At 61.5% G+C, this 22,123-nt stretch carries 20 protein-coding genes and 1 tRNA gene; 10 read left to right on the top strand and 11 right to left on the bottom strand.

From position 1 onward, the window contains the following. Positions 1-87 precede the first annotated feature (87 nt). From J3367_RS06240 to J3367_RS06225, 4 genes are all read left to right on the top strand, one after another. Positions 88-2,820 (top strand): class I SAM-dependent DNA methyltransferase, encoded by a 2,733-nt coding sequence (locus J3367_RS06240; RefSeq protein WP_421460497.1) that lies wholly within the window; start codon positions 88-90, stop codon positions 2,818-2,820. Positions 2,821-2,895: 75 nt separating this feature from the next. Then, complete coding sequence (locus tag J3367_RS06235; protein ID WP_421460494.1) at positions 2,896-3,174, top strand: BrnT family toxin; 279 nt, start codon at positions 2,896-2,898, stop codon at positions 3,172-3,174. Continuing rightward, on the top strand, positions 3,158-5,350 hold the full coding sequence (locus J3367_RS06230) for a DEAD/DEAH box helicase (RefSeq protein ID WP_421460491.1): 2,193 nt from the start codon (positions 3,158-3,160) through the stop codon (positions 5,348-5,350). The genes J3367_RS06235 and J3367_RS06230 overlap by 17 nt, the downstream gene beginning before the upstream one ends. Next, positions 5,343-6,536 (top strand): GIY-YIG nuclease family protein, encoded by a 1,194-nt coding sequence (locus J3367_RS06225; protein WP_421460489.1) that lies wholly within the window; start codon positions 5,343-5,345, stop codon positions 6,534-6,536. The genes J3367_RS06230 and J3367_RS06225 overlap by 8 nt, the downstream gene beginning before the upstream one ends. Positions 6,537-6,795: 259 nt before the next feature. On the opposite strand, the gene minE is transcribed toward J3367_RS06225, so the two are convergent. Both minE and minD read right to left on the bottom strand, forming a co-directional pair. After that, positions 6,796-7,077: a cell division topological specificity factor MinE gene (gene minE / locus J3367_RS06220; RefSeq protein ID WP_421460816.1), complete on the bottom strand. Its 282-nt coding sequence runs from the start codon at positions 7,075-7,077 to the stop codon at positions 6,796-6,798. Between the two features lie 68 nt (positions 7,078-7,145). Continuing rightward, a complete protein-coding gene (minD, locus tag J3367_RS06215; protein WP_421460487.1) occupies positions 7,146-7,961 on the bottom strand; it encodes a septum site-determining protein MinD in 816 nt (271 codons plus the stop codon). 1,332 nt (positions 7,962-9,293) lie between these two features. Here minD and J3367_RS06210 point away from each other — a divergent pair. Continuing rightward, the gene (locus J3367_RS06210) at positions 9,294-10,076 is read left to right on the top strand and encodes a short-chain dehydrogenase/reductase (RefSeq protein ID WP_421460484.1); all 783 of its coding nucleotides are present in this window, start codon (positions 9,294-9,296) and stop codon (positions 10,074-10,076) included. A gap of 98 nt (positions 10,077-10,174) precedes the next feature. Here J3367_RS06210 and J3367_RS06205 read toward each other — a convergent pair whose 3' ends face one another. The 3 genes from J3367_RS06205 to J3367_RS06195 form a co-directional block, all read right to left on the bottom strand. After that, positions 10,175-10,516 (bottom strand): TSUP family transporter, encoded by a 342-nt coding sequence (locus J3367_RS06205; RefSeq protein WP_421460482.1) that lies wholly within the window; start codon positions 10,514-10,516, stop codon positions 10,175-10,177. Continuing rightward, entirely contained in the window at positions 10,513-10,923 is a 411-nt protein-coding gene (locus J3367_RS06200) for a hypothetical protein (RefSeq protein ID WP_421460481.1), read from the bottom strand. Before J3367_RS06200 ends, J3367_RS06205 begins: the two co-directional genes overlap by 4 nt. A gap of 83 nt (positions 10,924-11,006) precedes the next feature. Beyond that, positions 11,007-11,399, bottom strand: a complete 393-nt coding sequence (locus tag J3367_RS06195; protein WP_421460479.1) for a PRC-barrel domain-containing protein — start codon at positions 11,397-11,399, stop codon at positions 11,007-11,009. Positions 11,400-12,005: 606 nt separating this feature from the next. Here J3367_RS06195 and J3367_RS06190 point away from each other — a divergent pair. After that, positions 12,006-13,139: a PRC-barrel domain-containing protein gene (locus tag J3367_RS06190; RefSeq protein ID WP_421460477.1), complete on the top strand. Its 1,134-nt coding sequence runs from the start codon at positions 12,006-12,008 to the stop codon at positions 13,137-13,139. A gap of 521 nt (positions 13,140-13,660) precedes the next feature. On the opposite strand, the gene J3367_RS06185 is transcribed toward J3367_RS06190, so the two are convergent. The 3 genes from J3367_RS06185 to J3367_RS06175 form a co-directional block, all read right to left on the bottom strand. Continuing rightward, positions 13,661-15,367 (bottom strand): MHYT domain-containing protein, encoded by a 1,707-nt coding sequence (locus J3367_RS06185; protein ID WP_421460474.1) that lies wholly within the window; start codon positions 15,365-15,367, stop codon positions 13,661-13,663. Between the two features lie 212 nt (positions 15,368-15,579). Continuing rightward, the gene (locus tag J3367_RS06180; RefSeq protein WP_421460471.1) at positions 15,580-15,822 is read right to left on the bottom strand and encodes a DUF6894 family protein; all 243 of its coding nucleotides are present in this window, start codon (positions 15,820-15,822) and stop codon (positions 15,580-15,582) included. A gap of 88 nt (positions 15,823-15,910) precedes the next feature. After that, positions 15,911-16,648 (bottom strand): Crp/Fnr family transcriptional regulator, encoded by a 738-nt coding sequence (locus J3367_RS06175; protein WP_421460468.1) that lies wholly within the window; start codon positions 16,646-16,648, stop codon positions 15,911-15,913. A 443-nt stretch (positions 16,649-17,091) separates the two neighbouring features. Here J3367_RS06175 and J3367_RS06170 point away from each other — a divergent pair. Continuing rightward, positions 17,092-17,168, top strand: a tRNA-Arg gene (locus tag J3367_RS06170). Between the two features lie 235 nt (positions 17,169-17,403). Here J3367_RS06170 and J3367_RS06165 read toward each other — a convergent pair. Continuing rightward, positions 17,404-17,955, bottom strand: coding sequence for a DUF488 family protein (locus tag J3367_RS06165; protein ID WP_024350872.1), 552 nt, complete (start codon positions 17,953-17,955; stop codon positions 17,404-17,406). Further along, positions 17,955-18,164 (bottom strand): DUF2945 domain-containing protein, encoded by a 210-nt coding sequence (locus J3367_RS06160; RefSeq protein WP_024350873.1) that lies wholly within the window; start codon positions 18,162-18,164, stop codon positions 17,955-17,957. Before J3367_RS06160 ends, J3367_RS06165 begins: the two co-directional genes overlap by 1 nt. Before the next feature lie 205 nt (positions 18,165-18,369). On the opposite strand from J3367_RS06160, the gene J3367_RS06155 reads away from it, so the two are divergent. Continuing rightward, on the top strand, positions 18,370-18,585 hold the full coding sequence (locus J3367_RS06155) for a hypothetical protein (protein WP_024350874.1): 216 nt from the start codon (positions 18,370-18,372) through the stop codon (positions 18,583-18,585). A 175-nt stretch (positions 18,586-18,760) separates the two neighbouring features. Here J3367_RS06155 and J3367_RS06150 read toward each other — a convergent pair whose 3' ends face one another. Further along, the gene (locus tag J3367_RS06150; RefSeq protein ID WP_024350875.1) at positions 18,761-19,657 is read right to left on the bottom strand and encodes a LysR family transcriptional regulator; all 897 of its coding nucleotides are present in this window, start codon (positions 19,655-19,657) and stop codon (positions 18,761-18,763) included. 124 nt (positions 19,658-19,781) lie between these two features. On the opposite strand from J3367_RS06150, the gene J3367_RS06145 reads away from it, so the two are divergent. Both J3367_RS06145 and J3367_RS06140 read left to right on the top strand, forming a co-directional pair. Beyond that, the gene (locus J3367_RS06145; RefSeq protein WP_024350876.1) at positions 19,782-20,423 is read left to right on the top strand and encodes a glutathione S-transferase; all 642 of its coding nucleotides are present in this window, start codon (positions 19,782-19,784) and stop codon (positions 20,421-20,423) included. Between the two features lie 55 nt (positions 20,424-20,478). Beyond that, positions 20,479-22,104, top strand: a complete 1,626-nt coding sequence (locus J3367_RS06140) for a pyridoxamine 5'-phosphate oxidase family protein (RefSeq protein WP_024350877.1) — start codon at positions 20,479-20,481, stop codon at positions 22,102-22,104. Positions 22,105-22,123 lie beyond the last annotated feature (19 nt).

Below are 22,123 nucleotides of genomic sequence, written 5' to 3'. Positions count from 1 at the left end.
GTCCACAGTGAAGCGCGATAGCGATCGTCTGGGTCAATGCCCGCAGAATCATTCGCTGTTATACGGGCATATTTGGAAGTGGGAATCATGAACGCAGTCGAGATCGAGGAAGCGGCATCGCAGCTGGCGGAAGCACCGTTCAATGCGGACGAGTTTCCCTTTGCCTTCCTCCAGGCCTTCGGCAACAAGGAAACGACAATCAAGAAGCTGAGGACCGGGGCATCGAACCGGTCTGACGTGGGAGGCGTGCTTCAACGCAGCAACATCCATATCGCCGTCGCAGAGCCTGGGCGGACCGTCGAGACGGTCGCCGCCCTTCGGGCCAGTCCGCAGACCGAGCGACAGAAGGCGAAGTTCGTGCTGTCGACGGACGGCTTCCAGATCGAAGCCGAGGAAATCAGCTCGGGCGAAGTCCGTTCCTTCCCCTTCGCCGATCTCGCCAACCAGTTCGGCTTCTTCCTGCCGCTCGCCGGCATCTCAACGGTGCGCGAGGTCAAGAACAACCCGATCGACATCAAGGCGACGGGGCGGCTCAACCGGCTGTATCTTCAACTTCTGAAGGACAATGCGGACTGGGGTTTTGCGGACAAGCGCAGCGATCTCAATCGCTTCATGGCGAGGCTGATATTCTGCTTCTTCGCTGAGGACACTGGCATTTTTAGCGGCGATAGGCTGTTCACCGCCACCATCCAGCAGATGAGCGAAGCGGACGGCTCGAACACCGCCGAAGTGATCGCTGAATCCTTTCGGGCAATGAACCTCGACGCGCGCAAGGGCGAACGGAAAGGCGTGCGCCCCTATGCCGACGTCTTTCCCTTCGTCAACGGCGGCCTGTTTAAGGACGAGATCGGCTGCCCGGTCTTTTCACGCACATCCCGCGCCTATCTGATACGGGCCGGCGAGCTCGACTGGAAGGCGATCAACCCAGACATTTTCGGCTCAATGATACAGGCCGTTGCCGACGACGACGAGCGCGGCGAACTCGGTATGCATTACACCTCGGTGCCGAACATCCAGAAGGTGCTCGACCCGCTGTTTCTTGACGATCTCAGAGAGCAGCTGGAAAAAGCTGGCACCAATAAGCGAATGCTCGGCAATCTGCGCAGGCGGCTGTCGCGCATCCGTGTATTTGACCCCGCCTGCGGTTCCGGCAACTTCCTAGTCATCGCATATATCCGCATGCGCGAGATCGAGGACGAGATCGTGCGCCGCCGGGGCGAGATCCCGGAGCGCTCGATCATTGCACTCACACAGTTCTTTGGCATCGAGATCAAGAATTTCGCGGCGGAGATCGCCCGGCTATCGCTGCTGATCGCCGAGTTCCAGTGTGACGTGCGCTTCATCGGCCAAACTGAAGCGCGAGCGCTGGTCCTACCGCTGCATGCAACCGGCCGAATCGTCTGTCACAATGCGCTTCGAATCAATTGGGGAGATGTCTGTCCGCCGACCAAGACGTCGGTTGCCGAAGAGGATTTGGGCGGACCGACCGGACGACTAAACCTGGAGGACGCCGGGGACGATTGGGAGACGTATATTTGCGGAAACCCACCATACCGCGGTAGCGCTAAAAAAGCAGCTTCTGAAAAGGAAGATCTGAAATGGCTGTTTGATGGAGTATTAGACAAGTGGGGACTTTTCGATTACGTTACCGGATGGATATTCCTCTCTTACCAGTATTCAAAGACATGCAAGTCCGGTTTTGCTTTCGTTTCGACAAATACGTTAGTGCAAGGTCAGCACGTTGGAAATTTTTGGAAGCCATTAAGGCAGAAAGGAATGCGCATTACGTTCGGAGTTCAGTCTTTCAAGTGGACTAATCTAGCGTCTAACGAGGCTGGCGTCACAGTAGTATGCGTGGGGGTGACCGATTTTCGATCTGAGCGGTGGCTATATTCGGGCGATGAACGACGGAACGTAGATAATATTAATGCATACCTTCTGCCGATGAAGGATATTTACGTTGTTGAGTCTAGAGTCCCACTTTTTGGACGAGAACGTATGACAAAAGGAAATTATTACGCAAAGTCCCATCACTTGCTATTTCCTGTTGAAGAAATAACTCCATTTCGGCGGGCAGGATTATCAGCAACACGGCTTCGAAAGTTTTACGGGTCCGCCGAAACTATTAGCGGCGCTCCGAGAGGCACGCTCTGGTTTGAGACCGAGCCCACTGATAAGGAGTTATCGATTAGAGACATTGCCAATCGTATGGAGCGCGGAAGAAAAGACCGAGCTGAGTCAGCCGACTGTGTTAAGAATGGAATGCTCGCAAGACCGCATCAATTCCGCGAGATGAACTACCCAAAAAATCATATGCTAGTTGTTCCGGTCGTGTCTTCAGAGAGAAGGGAATACCTTCCTGTCGATCTTCTTGGATACGATACCGTCATTTCTAACAAATGCTTCGCATTATATGACTCAGAACTGATGAACCTCTCACTTATAGCGTCACGTATTCATTTAGTCTGGATCTCTACGGTATGTGTGCGAATGAGAACCGACTTTTCTTACTCGAACACGCTTGGATGGAACACCTTTCCTGTCCCTCGACTTACCGAGCAGAACAAGTCGGATTTGACCCGCTGCGCCGAGGACATCCTGCTCACCCGAGAGGCGCATTTTCCCGCCACCATCGCCGATCTCTACGACCCGGAAGCCATGCCCGCCGACCTGCGCGCCGCCCACGATCGCAACGATGAGACTGTGGAGCGCATCTATATTGGCCGCCGCTTCAGGAACGACACCGAGCGGCTGGAAAAGCTGTTCGACATGTATACCAAGATGACGACGATGACGGACGGGGACCGCAAGTCGGCATGAGGGAGCAGGGGAAGGACGATCGACGGTCAGGGGCGGTCCACGCTTTGGAGCTCATGGGTGCCCAAGGCGCGCGTCGTGGCTGACCAGTTCGAGTGGGACGAGGCGAAGAACGCGAGCAATCTGAAGAAGCATGGCATCCGCTTCGAGGAAGCGGCGACCATCTTCGACGGGCCTGTTGTGACGCGGACCGATCCGGACCACATCAATGAGGTCCGCGAGCGCAGTTACGGCCTGCTCGGCGGCACTATTGTGGTGTGCGTGGTGCACACGGACAGACATGGAAAGATCAGGATCATCACGGCGCGAAAAGCGACCCGAGGCGAAAGGAAGATGTTCAATGTCCATCTCACCTGAGCGCTTGGCGGCGATCGCTGCGATCGCTGACGAGGCGATCGACACCAGCGACATTCCCGAAGCCACTGAGGGTTGGTTTTCAGGCGCAAAATTGAAGCAGCCGGGGGGCAGTGTGACGACCCATCGCGTGCGACCGGCGCCGTCGGTCTCCACCCGTTATGCGGCAACCGGGGCGTCGAAGAAATCCAACGAGCTCGGTATGCGCGCCATGCAGGAGCGCGCCTATCAGAAACGCGGCGAGCAGTATTTGCTGATCAAGTCGCCACCGGCTTCAGGCAAGTCGCGCGCTCTGATGTTCGTCGCCCTCGACAAGCTGGAAAACCAGGGCCGGAAGCAGGCGTTGATCGTCGTGCCTGAGCGCTCCATCGGCGCTTCCTTCCGCGACACGCCGCTGTCGAAATATGGTTTCTGGGCGGACTGGCGGGTTGCGCCGCAATGGAACCTCTGCAACGCACCCGGCGCCGACGATGCGCGCGCGGCCAGGGGCAAAATCGCCTCGGTAAAGGCGTTCCTGGCATCGAGCGACAATATTCTCGTCTGCACCCATGCGACCTTCCGCTTTGCGGTGGATGAACTCGGGGTGGAGGCCTTCGACGATCGGCTGATCGCTGTCGACGAGTTCCACCACGTCAGCGCCAATCCCGACAATAAACTCGGCAGCCATCTGCGCGCCTTCATGGAGCGCGACCGAGTGCACATCGTCGCAATGACCGGCTCCTATTTCCGCGGCGATGCCGTGGCCGTGCTGATGCCGGAGGACGAGGCGCGCTTCGAAACCGCCGTCTATACCTATTACGAGCAGCTCAACGGCTACGACTATTTGAAGTCGCTCGACATCGGCTATTACTTCTATTCTGGCCCTTACATGGGGGCTATCCGCGAGGTCTTGGATCCAGTCAAGAAGACGATCGTCCACATTCCAAGCGTAAACGCGCGCGAAAGCCTGGGCGACAAGATCAAGGAAGCCGAGGACATCATGCAGGCGCTCGGCAGTTGGAAGGGGACGGACCCTGAGACCGGCTTCCAGCTCGTTGAGCGGCCAGATGGCCGAATGCTGAAGGTCGCCGATCTGGTGGACGACGACGGCGCGCGGCGCGACCGGGTGATCAGCGCACTGAAGAATCCGGCCCACGCGGACGACCGCGACTACGTCGACATCATCATCGCGCTCGGCATGGCTAAGGAAGGCTTCGACTGGATCTGGTGCGAGCACGCGCTGACCGTTGGCTATCGCTCATCGCTGACCGAGATCGTGCAGATCATTGGTCGGGCGACGCGTGACGCGCCGGGCAAGACGTCGACGCGCTTCACCAATTTGATCGCCGAGCCCGACGGCTCGGACGAAGCGGTCAACGAGGCGGTCAACGACACGCTGAAGGCGATCGCGGCGAGCCTCTTGATGGAGCAGGTGCTGGCGCCGCGCTTCACCTTCACGATCAAAAATGCCGGCGATAAGGTTGGCTTTGACTACGGCGAGGGCGGATATCAGGCCGGTGGCACGAATATCGGCTTCAATGAGGCGTCCGGCCACTTTCATCTGGAGATCGGCGGGCTGGTCGAGCCGAAGAGCACCGAGGCCAGGCGAATCTGTGAGCAGGACATCAACGAGGTGCTCGCTGCTTTCGTTCAGGACCGCCAGACAGTCGAGCGGGGGCTTTTCGACGATGAGATGCCGGCCGAGGAGCTGACGCAGGTGCGAATGGGTCGGATCATCGCTGATCGTTTCCCCGAGCTCGCCGAGGAAGACCGCGAGGCCGTGCGCCAGCATGCCATTGCCGCCCTCACCATCACGCAGCAGGCTAAGCAGCAAACAGCAGCCCACGAAGCCGGCGCTGAGGTGCGAACCAATACCTCCTTCATCGACGGCGTGCGCAAGTTCGTGCTGCAGGTGAAGGATCTGCAGATCGATCTGATTGATCGGATAAACCCATTTCAGACGTCGCGTGCCATCATCTCCAAGTCCATGGACACTGAGGTCTTTGGGCAGATTCAGGAGATCATCGCGAGGAAACAGATCAAGCTGACCTATGAAGAGGCCCGCGAGTTGGCAAAGCGCGCGATCCAGTTCAAGAAGGAGCGCGGTCGCTTGCCGTCTCTTACCTCCCCGGACCCATATGAGAAGAAGATGGCCGAAGGGGTCGCCTTCCTGCAAATGAGAGCGGCAGAGAATGGCTGAGCTGAGCGATCTTGAAATTCTCGAGGAGCTCGGCGTCGAGCCAATCCGGAAGACGAAGACTGAACTAGGCGCCCGCGATGTCCGCATCATAGCCGGCTTTGAGGACATTCAAAAGTTCGTCGAGGAGCATGGACGCGTGCCTGAGCATGGTGCGGATCGGGATATCTTCGAGCGGATCTATGCCGTGCGGCTCGATCGGCTGCGGAGCCAGGCGGACTGCGTGGCGCTGCTGCGCGATCTCGACCTTGAGGGCTTGCTTAAGGAAGCAGCGGACGACCAACCGACGTTGCTGTCGGAACTCGACGACGACATTATCCTAGCGACCCTAGGTGTAGGAGGGGTGGTCGGCTCAGATTTAACCGAGCTCCGGCATGTGCGCTCTCCCGCGGAAAGGCGGGCAGCTGAGGAGATTGCGGTCCGCCAGCCCTGCGCCGATTTCGAGACGTTTGCGCCACTGTTCCAGGCCGTGAAGCAAGACCTGGAGAGGGGCACTCGGCAGTCTCGCCGGTTCGAGCGAAGGTCGGAGATCGAACAGGGGCGGTTGTTTATTGTTGAGGGGCTGCTGGCCTATGTCGCCGAGGCGGGCGAGGAGTTCCTCAACGATTCCGGCAATCGCGACCGGCGCCTGAGGGTCGTCTACGACAACGGCACTGAGAACAACCTTCTGGCGCGTTCGCTTCAAAAGGCGTTGACGCAGGACCCGGCCGGCCGACGGATCATCGAACCCGATGCCGGGCCCTTGTTCCACGCTGAAGCCGAGCTCGAAGGCACGGAGACCGGCACAATCTATGTGCTCCGCAGCCTTTCCGGCGATCCGAGGATTGCGGAGATGCGGGATGTTCTGCACAAGATCGGCGTGACCGGCGGATCTGTCGACAAGCGCGTCGCCAGGGCCGAGTTCGACCCGACTTTTCTCATGGCCCCGGTCGAGATCGTAGCGACGTTTCGGCTGATCGACATCAACCGGACGGCGCTCGAAAACCTCCTCCATCGCTTCTTTGCGCCGGGAGCCCTCGACCTGAAGATCTCCGATCGCTTCGGAAACCCGATCCGTCCTCGGGAATGGTTCATCGTTCCGCTCACGGTCATCCGAGAGGCAGTCGAGCATCTGCAGGGCGGTCATCTGCATCGTTACGAGTATGCGCCGACGGAGGCGAAGCTGGTTCTCCGTGATGCAGCTCTGTAGCCAGGCGAGCTTGACGCGCCACGTCTGCGGCGCGCTGGAAGGCGCCGACCATGCCTTGACAGTTCGGCGGCGGATGCGGGCGGCCTCGGCCGCACCGGTCCAGCCTCCGAAGACACGATGCCGCCGACCCACGGGGCAACGGCCGGAGAGGTGGCAGAGTGGTCGAATGCACCGCACTCGAAATGCGGCATACGGCTCATTCGAACGCGGTGCGTCAAGGAGCCTGTTGGAACATCGGTGAAAGAGAGCGCGCGTCGGCTCAGGTGACCGTCTGCACCGGCGAACGACTTCCGAGCGACTTCGGCAGGTCCATCGAGACGCCAAGCATGGAGACCGAGGCGCCGCGATCAACCTTGACCCGCATCTGCTCCCGGTCGACCGAGCAGTGTTTGGCGATCACAGCTAGGATCTCTTCCCGCAGTAGGGCAACGAGATCGGATGGGTTCGTCGTCTCACGCTCATGCGAAAGCAGAAGCTGAAGGCGTTCGCGGGCCTGTTGAGCCGAACTCGTGCAAGGCCCGCCAATGGGCTCGTCCGACAGAAGGTATCTCAGTCTGGCGCGCGCCTGGGACGCCGAGCTGTCGCGGGGTCTGAAGAGTGCCAGCAAGTTCATGCCGCTCTCCTGGCGAAGAACTTGCCGAAGAACCCTTTGGACTCGCTTGTCATCATGATCGGGATACTCTCGCCGCAGAGCCGCCTGGCGGCGTCGCAATAGGCCCGCGCAGGCGCGCTCGTCGCATTGCTCAAAGTCACCGGCGTGCCCGTGTTTGATGCCCGCAGCACCTCTTGGCTTTCCGGGATAATACCGAGAAGAGGCAGGGCCAAGATTTCCAAGACATCCTCGACCTTCAGCATTTCGCCGCGGGCGGCTCTGGCGGGGTCGTAGCGCGTAAGAAGCAGATGCTTCTCGACCTGCCCCCCCTCTTCCGCCTTCTTTGTCTTGGAATCGAGAAGCCCAATGATCCGGTCGGAGTCGCGCACTGACGACACCTCTGGATTTGTCACGACGACAGCCACGTCCGCATGGCGCATTGCCAGGGTGGCGCCGCGTTCAATCCCGGCAGGGCTATCGCAGACGATCCAATCAAACATCTCGCGCAACTGACCAATCACGCGCTCAACGCCGTCGGGAGACAGGTGGTCTTTGTCTCGTGTTTGCGAGGCAGGCAGCAGCGACAGCGTGTCTACGCGCTTGTCGCGGATCAGTGCTTGGCTGAGATTGGCGTCGCCCTGCACGACGTTGATGAAATCGTAGACAACGCGCCGCTCGGCGCCCATCACCAGATCCAAGTTCCGCAGACCGACATCGAAGTCAACGACCACGACTTTCTGCCCGTTTTTGGCGAGGGCTGCACCGAGCGCTGCCGTAGAGGTGGTCTTGCCAACCCCGCCCTTTCCCGAAGTCACCACGAGCACCTTGGCCATTGCGCATTCCTCCTTCGAGCGGTCAGAGGCTACGTCCGGTTATCTACATCCATTCAGGGAGCTATGGTGACAAATGTGGACGGATCGGATGTAGAACTCGCTTCGTGGCGACGGCTTCCTCAACCTAATGCTACATAATACGTCGCCGATCTTGCGCGAAACCTACGTTGAGATTTGGAAGCCCGGGAGCATCGTCCCCATGAGAAGGTTTTAAGGATTTGCAGAGTCCGCGCGGACGATCAGTCTAGAGCCTTCGGGCCGTCAACCACACTCGGGCTTGCCCCTCGGTAGGAAGGATGCATGCTCCGGTGCGCCGACTCTCCGCCCTTGACACCGTGGGGGGTCACGACATTCAGGCATATCAGATAGTTGCATTCGCCTCCATAGGATGATCCTGACCCACAATGTGGGAGCGGAACTGCATTAGGGGTGGTGGTGGCCCGACAGCTATGAAATCTGGGGATTTAACCATCGGGCCCCGCTGCAGTCAGGGTCGGCTTACCGCAGCGTCATGATCGTAGCACGGATTTTTGTCGTGTGTCTTCAAACCTGCGGCGTATCGCTAACAAGCTTGGGACGTCGAAGAACCTCCCGACTCGTCCTTTCATGCTCCCATCTTCCTGACGGAGCATCGGGATCGCGGAAGATCCGCAGCTTCCTCGGCGGTCGCCACCCGCACGACGAAGCCCTCTGCGTTCAACCGGCAGCTTCACCAAGGAAGCCAATTACGAGGCCGAGCGCGCCAACATCCCGCTGGCGCTGATGACGATCGACGAACTCGTCGAGTCGCTGGTCGAGAACTACGACAAGCTCGACATGAAAACGGAACAGCTCCTGCCGATGAAGCGCGTTCGCTGGCCGGCGTGAAATGCCGTCACGTTGCCGGCACGCGCTGAAGTCTCCCCGATACGAATGCGGCTTTGATAAGAGAGACCGGCGCGCTCGCAAGGACCAATGCTTGATTGATTTGAAGCCGCATCGTCCGGGCTCCCCAACCTCCCCGCCCGGCGCGACACCTTCGAACAGGATGGTCCCGACACGGGACGGCGGCCGGAGAGGTGGCAGAGTGATCGAATGCACCACACTCGGGAATGCGGCACACGGCTCATTTGAGCGCGGCGGATAGAGCAGCATGTGGGAGCATCGGTGAAGAAGTGCCCCCGTGTGGGCTCAACCCACCGTCTGCACCGGCGAACTGTCGCCGAGTGGCTTCTGCAGGTCTCTCGAGACGCCAAGCACGGAGACCGAGCCGCCGACGAAGCTGTTGTCAGACACTGGCGAAATCGGACGTATATGCCAATTGCACTTCGTGATTATGTAATCGAGGCAAGCATGGATCTGGACCTAGCAGGCAAGACGGCGCTGATTACAGGCGGCTCAAAAGGGATTGGTTTGGAAACGGCGAAAGTGCTCGCTGCGGAAGGCGTCTCGTTGCATCTGGCCGCGCGAGATCCCCATACTCTCGAACAAGCTCGATCCGCCATCAGGTCCGGCTGCGGAGTTGATGTGTCTGTTTATTCTGTCGATCTTTCTCGCTCGGAGGAGATCAGCAGGCTGGCCTCGAGCTGTGCGGACATTGACATCCTTGTAAACAATGCTGGGGCAATCCCTGGCGGAACGATAAGAACGGTCGACGAAGACACTTGGCGCAGCGGGTGGGACCTGAAAGTTTATGGCTACATCAACCTCACACGGCTCATCTATGCTCAGATGGTTGAACGTGGCAGCGGAGTGATCGTCAACGTTTGTGGCACAGCAGGCGATCAGCCTCCGTCAAACCATTTGCCAGGTATAGTGGCCAATTCAGCTCTCATCACGCTGACCCGCGCTATGGGAGGGGTAAGCCTTGACGATGGTGTGCGCGTGGTTGGTATCAACCCGGGCGATATGGTCAACGAGCGCGGCCTGATGTTCATGCGCCGTTACGCGGTCGAAGAGTTCGGTGACGCCGAACGGTGGGAGGAAGCGATGGCACACCTGCCCGGCGGCAAGGCGGCAGTTGATGCGGATATGGCAAACGCGATCGCTTTTCTTGCTAGTCCTCGCGCCGGATATGTCAGCGGCGTGGTGCTGACCATCGACGGGGGCGTAAGCGCTCGGCGAGCCGTTATCTAGGGAGGCTCATCGCCGCAATCCGAACTGGGCCACGCGGCTTGACCCGACTGACACGATGCCCCGCGGACGCTGCCACGGGGCCTTGGATCGATTATGGGTTAGAACATCGCTGCCATCCCGCGCCAGACGAGGTTTACTCCCAGAATGAGAAGGCTGAGGAACAGCCATACCCTGAAGCGCGCTGGCGGTATCCGTTGTCGGAGGCGTTGCCCAGCGGCCATCCCGGCCAGCGCCGGCACGACTAGCAGAACCGACGTAAGAATCCCTTCGATCGCCGCAGCATTCTGAGCGGACAGGATCGCTCCAATCGTAAAGCTGGACAGGGCGAACGACAGTCCCATCGCCTGGACAAGTGCGTCGCGCTGGAGCCCCAGGGCATTCAGATAGGGCACGACCGGAAGCACCAGCGTGCCAGTTGCGCCAGCTGTCAGGCCCGTCATGAGCCGATCGCAGGTCCAAGAACTCGCTCGTGACCACCCGGCGCCGCAAAGCTAGCACCGGCAAGCCCGAGCACAGCGAAGCCACTGAGCGCCGTCCCGAGCAGGATGTCGAGGGTGCCTTGCTCGGCGCGCAAGAGCACCGTTGTCCCCAGGAATATTCCGGGCACAGTCGCCAGCAACATCGGCCACAGCCGCCTGAGCAGCTCCGCCAAAAAGCCGCCAGTGGCTGCTTGCCAGACATTGGTCAGGAACGCCGGCGCCACAAGCAGAAACACCGCTTCACGCAGACCAAGCGCCGTGCCGAGCAGGGCCAGCACAACGGTCGGCGGGCCCAGCCCGACGATACCCTTGACCGCGCCGCCGAGTAGGAATGCGCCGACCGCGATCAAGACCAGAGAAAGATCCATGAAGCCGTCCCCCGGGGGTTCCCAAGTAGCGATATTCGGCGGACTACCGCATCCCTGCGCGATCGCCACAGTCCGCCTTTGTATCAGTCATTGCGACCGCCCGGAGGATCCCGAGGATTCAGCTTCTGCGGCGGGAGAGACTTCCAGAATGCGTCTGCCGTCGTTTCCAGCCGCACCCCATTCTCGGTGAATGAGGCAGCTTTGCTGGAGATCTGCACTGTTCTTTGCCCGCCGCCACCTTCGTCATTGAGCTCGGCAACGATCAGGAAGTGTCCAACGGCCAGCGCAACCACCTTCGACACCGTTCCAACCCTCACGCCATTATCCGTGGACAATGGCTTGCCGATCAGGTCCGACGGAACGAACATAGCGTTGCTGCCGGCGCCCTCGGCGGGAGCAGCAATCGGGATGTCAGTCGCGGAGACCGGTGCGAGCATAAACGCCAGCATCAGTAGAAGAGCCGGGATCTGAAGCATTCTCCTCATATTGCCGTCCAACCTTGGTTTCGTTCCTTACGCTACGGATGCCCTGGCATAAGCCTCGACTGAACAAACCTAGAAGGTGACCGCCCCCCGCAGACTCCCGGTCCAGCGGCAGCAGCGGAAAGACGTGACGCCGCTGCTGGTTTCTTTGGATGCCGCCTGCTTCTTGGAAGTCTAGGTCCACGTTGGCGACCATGGGGCGCATCAACCTTCGCTGGGATTTTAGCCCTTTGACTTTGAGTTCGACCTGAATGTGCCGTTCAGCCGCAGTTCAGAAGTCGGCTGAGCCGCCGCGGGTTTTCGTTGGAACTTTGCGACGACTTCGGATCAAGCCCCGATCTCAAACGCCAGGGCCAAACCGGCGCCGGTTAGCAATCGACCTTCAGGGTTTATGCAGGTCCGGGTCCAAAGAGTTTTCGGCCAGTTATGTCGCCATGGTCTGAACTCGTCGCTTCTTCTACGCGTGCACAGTCGATCGTCTCCCAGGGCATATAGCTGCGATTCGCTCGGTCATCGCAGCCGGGCGGTCTTTCGGGGGAACAGTTCGCCTATGACTTCGTTTGGTCATCAGCTTCCATCTGACCAGAAGGTGACTACGAAATGCGCGAAATCTTTATCGCTACCCTATTGGCTGGTTCCGCACTGAGCGGTGCCGCCTTCGCCCAGACTGATAACGTCGAGAAACCCGCAAATGCGGAGGCAGCGGCCCCGGCAGCGAACGTCGATGCCGAAGTAGAAGCCGATGTGGTTGTCCAGCCGGACGCGCCGGCGGTCAAGGTCGACGTTCCCGAGCCAGATGTTAAGGTGAACCAGGCCGACCCGAACGTGACCGTCTCCCAGCCGCAGCCGACGATCACGGTGAACCAGCCGGCGCCGACAATCACTGTCGACATTCCCCAGCCAACCATCACCGTCCGCATGCCGGAGCCGAACGTCAACGTCGACATGGCGCAGCCGGAAGTTTCGGTCAGCCAAGGCGAGCCGAAGGTCTCTGTCGGCGAGGCAGGCAATGCCGCAGTTGAGACGGCGAAGGATTCCGAACAGGCCAACGTGACCGTCGACCAAGCGAACGCGAACGTGCAGGTCCGCCAGTCTGACCAGCGCCCGAAGATCAGTTATCAGAGCGAAGACGCCAAGGTGACCGTCAATCAGGAGAAGGGCGAGCCAAAGATCATCTATCAGAACGCAGATGGCTCGCCGATGGACGGCTCGGAGGGTGCCAACGCCGCTGACCCCGCTCAGGAGCGCAGGACCGAGGCCACTGATCCAGCAGCAACTCAACAGCAGCCGACGAGCCCCGCAGCCGGCGGTGAGCTGACCACGACGCCTGAAAATCAGCAAAGTGCCGCGCCCGTGGCCGGCGATCAGCCGTCAGCTGTGTCTGATACCGACAACGCGACCATGGCCATCAATCCGTCATCGACGAGCCAGCGCGAGCTGACCGTTCAGGAACTGACGGATTACGATGTCATCAGTGCCGACGGCGACACCCTCGGTGATATCGAGCAGATCGTGGAAGGGAATGGCCGTCTCTATGCAGTCATCGGTTCGGGCGGCTTCCTTGGGCTGGGGGAGAAGCAGGTAGCTATTCCGCTGTCTTCGCTTGTCGCCACTGACCGCGGAATGATCGCGCCGGGCGTTTCGGAAGGCCAGATCGACGCGTTGGACGAGTTCGATCCTGAGCAGTATCCGAGCCTCGAGAACGAGATGCGTATCACTGTCGGCCAGCAGTAAACATCCTGGTGCAGGCACCGTGATGGGCTGTCGGTTCAACCGGCGGCCCATTTCTCTTCAACCAACATGCCGTCGTCACGCATTCGCGATCTCCGCACCCGACTTTGATAAGAGACCTGCGCGCTCGCAATGACCAATGCCTCGGTTGACTTGAGACCGCATCGTCCGGACATCCGTCGTCCACATCCGGCGCGATATCTTCGAACAAGATGGTCCCGACCGACGGGGCAACGGCCGGAGAGGTGGCAGAGTGGTCGAATGCACCGCACTCGAAATGCGGCATACGCTGGATGGAGCTGCCTCGCCTCCGGCCTCTGTCCTTCCGTGCCTTCAGCCACACTCAATCGGCTATGTTGAACGGATCAAACGTGCCCGTAGTCATCCAGCGCATTAGTCGCTGATATTGGGGTGCCGACCTTCCCGCGCTCCTCTTGCCTACCGCTCCATGCGGCACCTACTCCACGGCGAGCAGAGCCGCCAGCAAACAGCGTGCTGATGCGGCGGACAGGCGCTGGCTTGGCTCAAGAAGCAAAGTTGGGCACCTCGAACTCTGTTTTGGCCATCTGAGCAAGAGGAATGGTCAAAGAGCACGCGTAGCCCTCTGGGTCATACCGGAGCTCGACCTTCCCACCCAATTCCTTCTCAATGCTGAGATGAAGTAGCCGCGACCCGAATCCCTTGCGCGCTGGGACTGCAACAGTGGGGCCTCCAAGTTCCGTCCATGCGATCGACAAGGTCAACGGGCGGGCGTCACCGTCTGTTGGCTCAACCTCCCACGAGACACGAACACAGCCGGCAGGCACGGAGAGCGCGCCGTATTTTGCGGCATTGGTGGCGAGTTCGTGGATGACCATCCCGAGTGCTAGAGCCTCACGAGGATTAAGGGGGAATACAGGACCATCGAGACGTATCTGCTCCGTGGAATACGGTCTGAGTTCATGCTCGAAGAGCTCGCGCAGGCAAGCAGCCTCCCATCCACCTCGGGTCAGCGCATTATGCGTTTCGGACAAGGCAACGAGGCGCCCCTCGAAGCTCTTGCGGAAGTCCTCAGGCGTTTGGGCGCGTCTGGCAGTTTGAGATGCGATCGATTGGATGGTCGCCAACGTGTTCTTCACGCGATGGTTTAATTCGTTGATCATCAGACGTTGGCGCCGCTCGCTCTCGGAGACTGCAGCGAAGGCCATGTGTCGCTCCGTGACATCGAGCACAACACCGATCATACGGCGAGGTCGCCCTCGTCCGTCAGCAACGGCGCGCCCTCTCAGGTTCACCCATCGAGCCTCATCGGCCAAGCGATATTCGACGTCGTATTCTGATCCCGTAAGCACAGCACTTGCAAATGCCTGGTCACGTTTTGCGCGCTCCTCCGGCGACAGGCGGGCGAGGAACTGCTCGTGTGTGAAGCCGGCATCGCGCGTCAGCCCGAAGATCTCTTTCCCTCTCGGTGAGATATGCAGAGTTTGAGAGCGGAGATCCAATTCCCAATAGCCGACACCGCCCGCTTCCAGGGCCGATAATACATTGCCGCGTTGATCGTAGAGGGAAGCCAATAGTGCAAGCAGCAGGATCACCAGCGTCCCGCCCGCAACCGATACGGCTAGCATGTAAGGTGGCGCGCCGGAGGGCTCCATACGCACTTCGTCAGTCGGGATAAGCTCTAAAGCGGCCATGGCTGTATAGTGCATTCCGACGATCGCAGCGCCGAGCGTGAAGGCCGCGATCATGCGCCAACTGAACGCCCTTTCTCGATCCGCTGCAAAAAGAGCAGCGGTAGAAGCTGCGATGGCGATGACTAGCGAGAGGATCACCAAGCTCGCGTCATAGCCCAGCGATATCGCGCTACGGAGCGCTGCCATGCCGACATAGTGCATCAAGCAGATGCCGATGCCCATCGCGATGCCTGCGGCGTAGACATGCCTAGGCCCAGCACGTTCCCGTGCCACAAAGAAGAATGCTCCGCCTGTGGCGCCGATGGCCAGGACCAGCGAGACGAAGGTCAGCAGCGGATCGTATCGCACGGCCGAGCCCGGATCGAAGCCAAGCATGGCAACGAAGTGCATGGACCAGATGCTGAGCCCCATGGCGAGAGCCGCGATTGCCAGCCAGACCCGCCTTGCCTGTCCAAGGTGGGTTCTCACACGACGAAAAAGATCCAGCGCTGTCCATGATCCCAGAACCGCCACCACCGAGGACAGGAGAACGAACACGAGATCGTGGTGCGGTTGCATGATGTTCTGCTCTATTCGACGGCGCTTTGTCGGCTACCCTTGCAAAAGGACGCGATTATCGAATTTGTCCAGCATTTTCATGCTGATCTTGCCGCCTGCTCCTGCACGAAGCACGTCGACACAGCCGAAACCGAACCGCCTTTCGAAGGGAGCTTCGAGAGGGCCGCGGGTATTCCGGTGCATAGACGAAAAGCAGCAGGAAGGGCCGCGCTTCAGTTGGAATCCGACCATTGAGCGTTCAGCGTCAACGACGCAGTGAATATCCTACTGCCCGCTTCATCACGGACGGTAACTGTAATGGCATGATGGTCACTGTCGGGCATGACCGCTTGAGCCATGTCGGGAAGTGCTGCTATCGCGGCCTTGCGCACGGTCGCGTATGTTTCACACTCCAACCCGACCTCATCCTCGATGAATTCGTCCCCATCCTGAATATCGAAAAAGTAGACCGGCATCGGCGGTTCCAGACTGGTCGATGATGGTCGGTAGACGTTGCAGAGGTGGTTTTCGCTCCGCACGCCGCAAGATCTCTTTCTTTGCTGGCTACGATCCGGCTGTGGAAGGGAGATGCAGGTAGAGCGGATCGAACTGAGCAATGTGCTGGAGACGCGGCCAATTGTGGATCACCAATTCGCGTCTGGAAACCGTGACAACGCCCTCTTCCCGTAACTCCTTGAAGGCTCGATTGATGGAGACTGCGGTAAGCCCCATCGCGTCCGCAAAATCCGACTGCGTGACAGGCAGATGGATAGGTTGGCTTGCTAGCCCCACCGCGTCCAGCCGGATGTAGAGTTCGCATAGAACGTGGGCTATTCGCTCACGAGCCTGCAATCGTCCCAGGTTCCGAACCCAACGCCGCGTGATCGCTCCATCGATCAAAGTTTCTCGCCACAACGCGAACGTAATCGCTGAACTGCGGTCGCAGATTTCGCGAAGAGGCGCATGGGGTATGACAGCCACCTTTGCGTCCGATATGCAGGCGACGCTATGGTCCATCGTTGGCAACTCAAGCGTCAGCAGATCCGGAATATCGCCGGGAACGTAGAATGACAGGATCTGTCGGTCTCCCTCCCGCGTATCTAAGCTTCGGACAAGGAAACCATCCAGAAGCAGCATGCACTGATCAAGGCGTTCGCCCTCATGCGCGATCGTCTCATTCTTGCTGAATTCCTTGATCGACACCGGCAGGGTCCGCAACGGCGCAAGAGTCTCGTAGTCAAGGCCTGAGGCACGGTGCAGCCGGTCGATGAGAAGTTCGATCGGTTCGGTCTGACTATTCATCTTGCCTCCGGGTGCTGACGACCATGAGCGATCTCGCCCTCCTGCTACGCCACTTCTCTTCGCACCAATATGCGCGAACGCAATACCGGGTTCCGCCTACCACCATCCCGGCTCCCCGTGGACGTCTCGGTAAGGTGCAGCACGCTGCAGCGCAGATGCTGCTTGTCTACCGGACCGCCGTCGCTTGATACACGCGCCAGCGCAAGCCACACCCTCGGCACCCTTCTCCTGCACCGTTTCTCATCGGCTCGCGACCGCCACGCCGCAGAGCGCCAACCCCGACGACGATACACCCGACAGGATTCGAACCTGTGACCTCCGCCTTCGGAGAGGAGCGCAAGCTCCGCATCCCAACGATCATCGCTTCTTGCCGTGCGCCCCCGGATCGGTTAGGGAGATTTCGGTCATGCCGATCCGTTCACCGGATCCCGCCCGCGACCCGGGCACCCGTAGCTCAGCTGGATAGAGCGCTGCCCTCCGAAGGCAGAGGTCACAGGTTCGAATCCTGTCGGGTGCACCACTTCCGTACAGATCTGCGAACATCGAAGCGCCAGCGGCTTTGCTTTCTGCACGGCTCGCCGTCCCGAACATCACCTGCTCGAGTATCGCCGCCTCGCCGACGATGCGGATCGTCGCGTCGTTCGCCTCGACCTGCTCAGAGAGGGCGCGCGGGTACGCCTCGGAGAGCAAGACGTCACCGGTGGGGTGTTCTCGCGCATGGCCCGGCCGATCGGATCGGGGTTCCGTGACGGGATTCATCGCTGATCCTGAGGTACCTGGGCCGGATAGACGATTCTTCCGTCTCCCGTCTTCTCCGCTCCCGGCGTGGGGGTGGCGGGGTCGATGCGGCCGGGGGCCATCAGGTGATCGACAGAGTGTCCGTTGAGCAGGAGATAGTCCGTGATGATCCGGCGGTGGCAGCGCCACCAGACCGCCTCCGAGCACATCATGGCGATCCGCTGATCACGACCACGGCTCACAAGGTCCTCGAACGCAGACGCGAATGCTTCGCCGAGGGCGTAGTCCGCGTAATTGTGGAAGCTCTGGAGGCGCCACATGGCATTGCAGCATTTATCGACGCCGGATTGTTTGCGACGTCGACCGCCAAGGTCGGGCGCGTGCAGATAGCCGATCTGAACCCGTCCGAGCTCATCCGCGAAGTTGTCGATATTGTAGACCGGATTGCTGCGGGAGCGTGGGAAGGAGCGAACGTCCACGAGGAGGCCGATCCGGGCCTCCCGCAGCATCCGGATGGTCTCCTCGAGCTTGCGGTTCGAATGACCGATGGTCGTGAACTGCGCGACCATCAATCCACCTTCGTCAGCGCACTCTCCCTATGCGCCGCGATGTGGTCGGTCTTGTCGCTCTCGATCTCGTATTGGGCGTCATCTTTCGACGCACGGCGACGGTGGCCCTTGTAGTCGAAATCGGCATGGTGAACCCTGAGGATCCTCCCGGTCACATGACCGGCTTCGGAATTCCAGCTGACATGGTCGCCTTCGGAAAACTTCGCCATCTCGTCCTCCTTCTGCAGCGAAATTCCTCCTGTTCCGCATTGTTCCGATCGGCTGGCGAACCGCGCGGGGATCCCGGATCCGGCGCGATGGTCCGCGCAGAGCGGCGGCGGTGGCGATCAACATTGCGGTGCCAGTCGTCTCGACGCGGCTGGCCTCGTCGCTGTCGCAGACTCATATAACCTCCGACGCAACGCGGAGATGACCATGGCAGAACACGAAGTCGAGCAGACGCGGAACGACACGCTGATCGCCGAGAACGGCGAGCGCGCGATCTACAGATTCGAGATCAGGAAGCCCGACGGCATCTGGACGCCCATGTTTTGGGGGCAGGATACCATTCATGACGTTCAGGCCGGCGAAGTGGCTGCCCCGGCGCATCCGACCTTCCCGACCGAAGAGCAGGCGCGGGAGTGGCTCTGACGGCTCGCACGGACTGACGCGGCAGTCGTCCGCAGCATTTGCCTCATTTCGAGTGGGGCGGCCCGGCAGTTCCGCGTTCGCAGGCTGGGTCTGATCGGCGTGTCACTCACGGAGGCGGATCAGCCCGCCTCGCTTTCTCTCCATGCGAGCAGATGCGGTTGGGCGACGGCCTGAATCATCTCAGCACCGCGACCTGACGCAGGCGGTCGGCGGCGAAGTCGACGAAGGCGCGGACCTTTGCGGCGGCCCGGCGGCCCTCGACGTGGACGAGATGGATCGGCAGCGGTTCGGGCTCGTGATCGGCGAGCACCGTCTGCAGGGTTCCGCCCTCCAGATCGGGCCCGATCTGGTAGGACAGCACCCGGCACAGGCCCCAGCCGCTGCGCACGATGGCGATCGAGGCGGCCACGCTGCTGACCGTCAGGCGCGGCTCCACCCTGACGATCCGGGTTCCGTTCGGGCCGAACCGCCACGCCCGGGCCGGACCATCGGGCATGGTCGCGACGAGGCGGTGGCGCGCCAGATCGGCCGGGTCCTGCGGAATTCCGTGCTCGGCAAAATAGGCCGGCGCCCCGCAGACCACCCGGCGGACCTGGCCGATCCGCACCGCGGCGAGATCGGAGGACGCCAGGGGACCGATCCGCAGGGCGACATCGATCCCTTCCTCGACCAGATTCACGACCCGGTCGAGCATCAGCACCTCGGCGCTCATCCCCGGAAAGGCGTCCAGGAACCCGGTCAGCAACGGCGCGATGTAGATCCGCCCGAACTCCTGCGGACAGGTGATGCGAAGTTGCCCGACCGGCTTGCCGGCTGCGCCGGACGCAGCCTCGTCGGCGGCCTGCAGATGGGCGAGGATTTCCCGCACCTCCCCCAGATATCGCCGCCCCACATCCGTCAGCCGAACCTTGCGCGTCGTGCGGGTGAACAGCCGGGCGCCGAGCCTCGTCTCTAGGGCGTTGACGCCCCGCGTGGCCGACGGGCTGCTCAGGCCCAGGGTCCGGGCACCACCGGCAAAGCTCTCCGCCTCGGCGACGGCAACGAACATCCGGAGAGACTGCAGCCGATCCACCCCGGGCTCCATTGCTTCGAGAACTGCAACAGTGCGCTGCAGACTTCGCCTATTCTTGCGGAAGACGAGCATCGCTAGCTTGTCGGCGAGACGCAAGCCACGCCCTTCCGAAGGAACGCGATCCATGCGCCAGGACAGCTCTTCCGCCACCCGACCGGTGACCCTCTATCGCAACCCGAAATCCGGCCATTGCCACAGGGTGGAGCTGATGCTCCGCTTCCTCGGGCGGCCCTATGTGACGGTCGACCTCGACATGGCCAATGGCGCCCACAAGCAGCCGGATTTCCTGGCGCTCAGCCCGCTCGGACAGGTGCCGGCGATCGAGGACAATGGCGTCACGCTGGCGGATTCGAACGCCATCATCACCTATCTCGCCTTGCGCTACGGCGACGGCCCGGCGTGGGGCGGCCGTACGCCGGTCGAGGCGGCGGAGGTTCAGCGCTGGCTGTCCATTGCCGCCGGCGAGATCGCCTCCGGCCCCTGCGCGGCGCGATTGGTGACCCTCTTCGGCGCCAGGCTCGACCACGATTTGGCGAAAGCGCGGGCGCATGCGCTCTTCGCCGTGATGGAAAACCATCTCGACGGCCGCGACTGGCTGGCCGCCGATCGCCCGACCCTCGCCGACGTGGCGGGCTACAGCTACATCGCCCATGCGCCGGAGGGCGGCGTCAGCCTCGCGCCCTACCCCCAGATTCGCGCCTGGCTCGCCCGGATCGAGGCGCTCCCGGACTTCATCGGCATGGCCCGGTCGCCGGCGCTCGCCTGACACCGACAGGCAGGCCGCCCGTACACGATCCGCTGCAAACCCCAGGAGGAGCCCGATGGCGTTCCCCACCTTCCACGCAGGCGAACTGGAAGCGCAGCGCCGGGCCGGCGTCGGTGACGTCGCGGCCGCGGCCGCTGGCTTCATCCGCGACCGGATGCCCGAGCAGCATCGGGCCTTCTTCGCCTCGCTGCCGTTCCTTGTCATTGCGGGCGGCGACGAAACCGGCCAGCCCTGGGTGTCGATCATGGAGGGGCCGGAAGGCTTTGCCACCTCGCCGAACCCGCGCCAGTTGCGGCTGGCGGCCACCCTCGACCGGGCGGACCCGCTGGCCGCCACCCTCGCCTCCGGCAGCGAGATCGGCATGCTCGGCATCGCGCTGGCCAGTCGCCGGCGCAACCGCCTGAACGGGTTCATCCACCCCGACGGGACGGGCTATGTCGTCGAGGTCCACCAGAGCTTCGGCAATTGCCCGCAATATATCCACGCGCGGGAATGGCACCGGGTCGACGCCCGCCAGGCCCCTCCCGCCCGACACTTCGACCGGCTGCAGCCATCCCACGCGGCCTGGATCGCGGCGGCGGATACGCTCTTCATCGGCTCGGGCGTCGGGGCCGACAAACGCCGCACGGCAGGCGGCTTCGATGCCTCGCATCGCGGCGGCGAGCCGGGTTTCGTGCAGGTCGCGACGGACGGCTCCCTGCAGATCCCGGACTATCCGGGCAACAATTTCTTCAACACGATCGGCAATCTCATCCGCGATCCGCGGGTCGGGCTGCTGTTCGTGGCCTTCGAGACCGGCAGCCTTTTGCATATCGCCGGGCGGGCGCAGATCGAGTGGGATGCGGCCGGCAGCGACGATCCGCAGGCGCAGCGCATGATCCGCGTCGCGATCGATCGCGTGGTGGAGCGTCAAGGTGCCCTGTCGCTGCGCTGGCGCCGGGACGGCGTCGAGACGCTGGGAATGACGGTGATCGACAGGGTCGTCGAAAGCGATGCCATCACCTCGTTTCATCTCGCCCCGAGGGACGGCGGGCCGCGGGCGCCGTTCCAGCCGGGCATGCATCTGCCGGTCGCACTGAGGGTTCCCGGACAGGCGGGCCCGGTGCGGCGCAGCTATTCGCTGTCCGGCAGCCCAGCGGCCGATCATCACCGCATCAGCGTCAAGCGGGAGGACCGGGGGATCGCCTCGCGCTTCCTCCACGATCAGGTCGCTGTGGGCGACACGATCATGACGGGGCCGCCGGCGGGTGCCTTCCAGGCTCCGCCCGGCAACAGCCCGCTGGTGCTGGTCAGCGCCGGGGTCGGTGTGACGCCGATGCTCTCGATGCTGCATGCCGCCGTGGAACGCCGATCGGGCCGGCCGATCCGGTTCGTCCACGGCGCCCGAAACCGGCGCAGCCACGCCTTTGCTGCCGAAATCGACGCGCTGGCCGCGACGAGCGCGCCCATCGAGCGGCTTGTCTATTACAGCGCCCCGGAGGCCGCGGACGCGCCGGGCGTTCACTTCGACAAAGCGGGGCGGATCACGGCCGCGGACCTCATCGCCCTCCATGCAGGTGCGGATGCCGACTACATGCTCTGCGGTCCCGAGCGCTTTCTCGCGGACATTCATGCGGGCCTCGAAGCCGGCGGCGTCGATCCCGGCCGAATCCACTTCGAGACCTTCGGTCCCGGCGGATGAGACGCGGATCGGACAGCCG

Source organism: Aurantimonas sp. NFXS3, assembly GCF_049132005.1.
Taxonomy (GTDB): Bacteria; Pseudomonadota; Alphaproteobacteria; order Rhizobiales; family Rhizobiaceae; genus Aurantimonas; species Aurantimonas coralicida.
This window is presented reverse-complemented; position numbering and strand designations above follow the sequence as displayed.

Bases quoted from the DNA above. Each gene is read 5' to 3' on its own strand.
- J3367_RS06240 (WP_421460497.1), top strand. From the start codon at position 88: ATGAACGCAGTCGAGATCGAGGAAGCGGCATCGCAGCTGGCGGAAGCA.
- J3367_RS06230 (WP_421460491.1), top strand. From the start codon at position 3,158: ATGTCCATCTCACCTGAGCGCTTGGCGGCGATCGCTGCGATCGCTGAC.
- J3367_RS06225 (WP_421460489.1), top strand. From the start codon at position 5,343: ATGGCTGAGCTGAGCGATCTTGAAATTCTCGAGGAGCTCGGCGTCGAG.
- minD (WP_421460487.1), bottom strand. From the start codon at position 7,961: ATGGCCAAGGTGCTCGTGGTGACTTCGGGAAAGGGCGGGGTTGGCAAG.
- J3367_RS06210 (WP_421460484.1), top strand. From the start codon at position 9,294: ATGGATCTGGACCTAGCAGGCAAGACGGCGCTGATTACAGGCGGCTCA.
- J3367_RS06205 (WP_421460482.1), bottom strand. From the start codon at position 10,516: ATGACGGGCCTGACAGCTGGCGCAACTGGCACGCTGGTGCTTCCGGTC.
- J3367_RS06200 (WP_421460481.1), bottom strand. From the start codon at position 10,923: ATGGATCTTTCTCTGGTCTTGATCGCGGTCGGCGCATTCCTACTCGGC.
- J3367_RS06195 (WP_421460479.1), bottom strand. From the start codon at position 11,399: ATGCTTCAGATCCCGGCTCTTCTACTGATGCTGGCGTTTATGCTCGCA.
- J3367_RS06190 (WP_421460477.1), top strand. From the start codon at position 12,006: ATGCGCGAAATCTTTATCGCTACCCTATTGGCTGGTTCCGCACTGAGC.
- J3367_RS06185 (WP_421460474.1), bottom strand. From the start codon at position 15,367: ATGCAACCGCACCACGATCTCGTGTTCGTTCTCCTGTCCTCGGTGGTG.
- J3367_RS06180 (WP_421460471.1), bottom strand. From the start codon at position 15,822: ATGCCGGTCTACTTTTTCGATATTCAGGATGGGGACGAATTCATCGAG.
- J3367_RS06175 (WP_421460468.1), bottom strand. From the start codon at position 16,648: ATGAATAGTCAGACCGAACCGATCGAACTTCTCATCGACCGGCTGCAC.
- J3367_RS06165 (WP_024350872.1), bottom strand. From the start codon at position 17,955: ATGGTCGCGCAGTTCACGACCATCGGTCATTCGAACCGCAAGCTCGAG.
- J3367_RS06160 (WP_024350873.1), bottom strand. From the start codon at position 18,164: ATGGCGAAGTTTTCCGAAGGCGACCATGTCAGCTGGAATTCCGAAGCC.
- J3367_RS06155 (WP_024350874.1), top strand. From the start codon at position 18,370: ATGGCAGAACACGAAGTCGAGCAGACGCGGAACGACACGCTGATCGCC.
- J3367_RS06145 (WP_024350876.1), top strand. From the start codon at position 19,782: ATGCGCCAGGACAGCTCTTCCGCCACCCGACCGGTGACCCTCTATCGC.
- J3367_RS06140 (WP_024350877.1), top strand. From the start codon at position 20,479: ATGGCGTTCCCCACCTTCCACGCAGGCGAACTGGAAGCGCAGCGCCGG.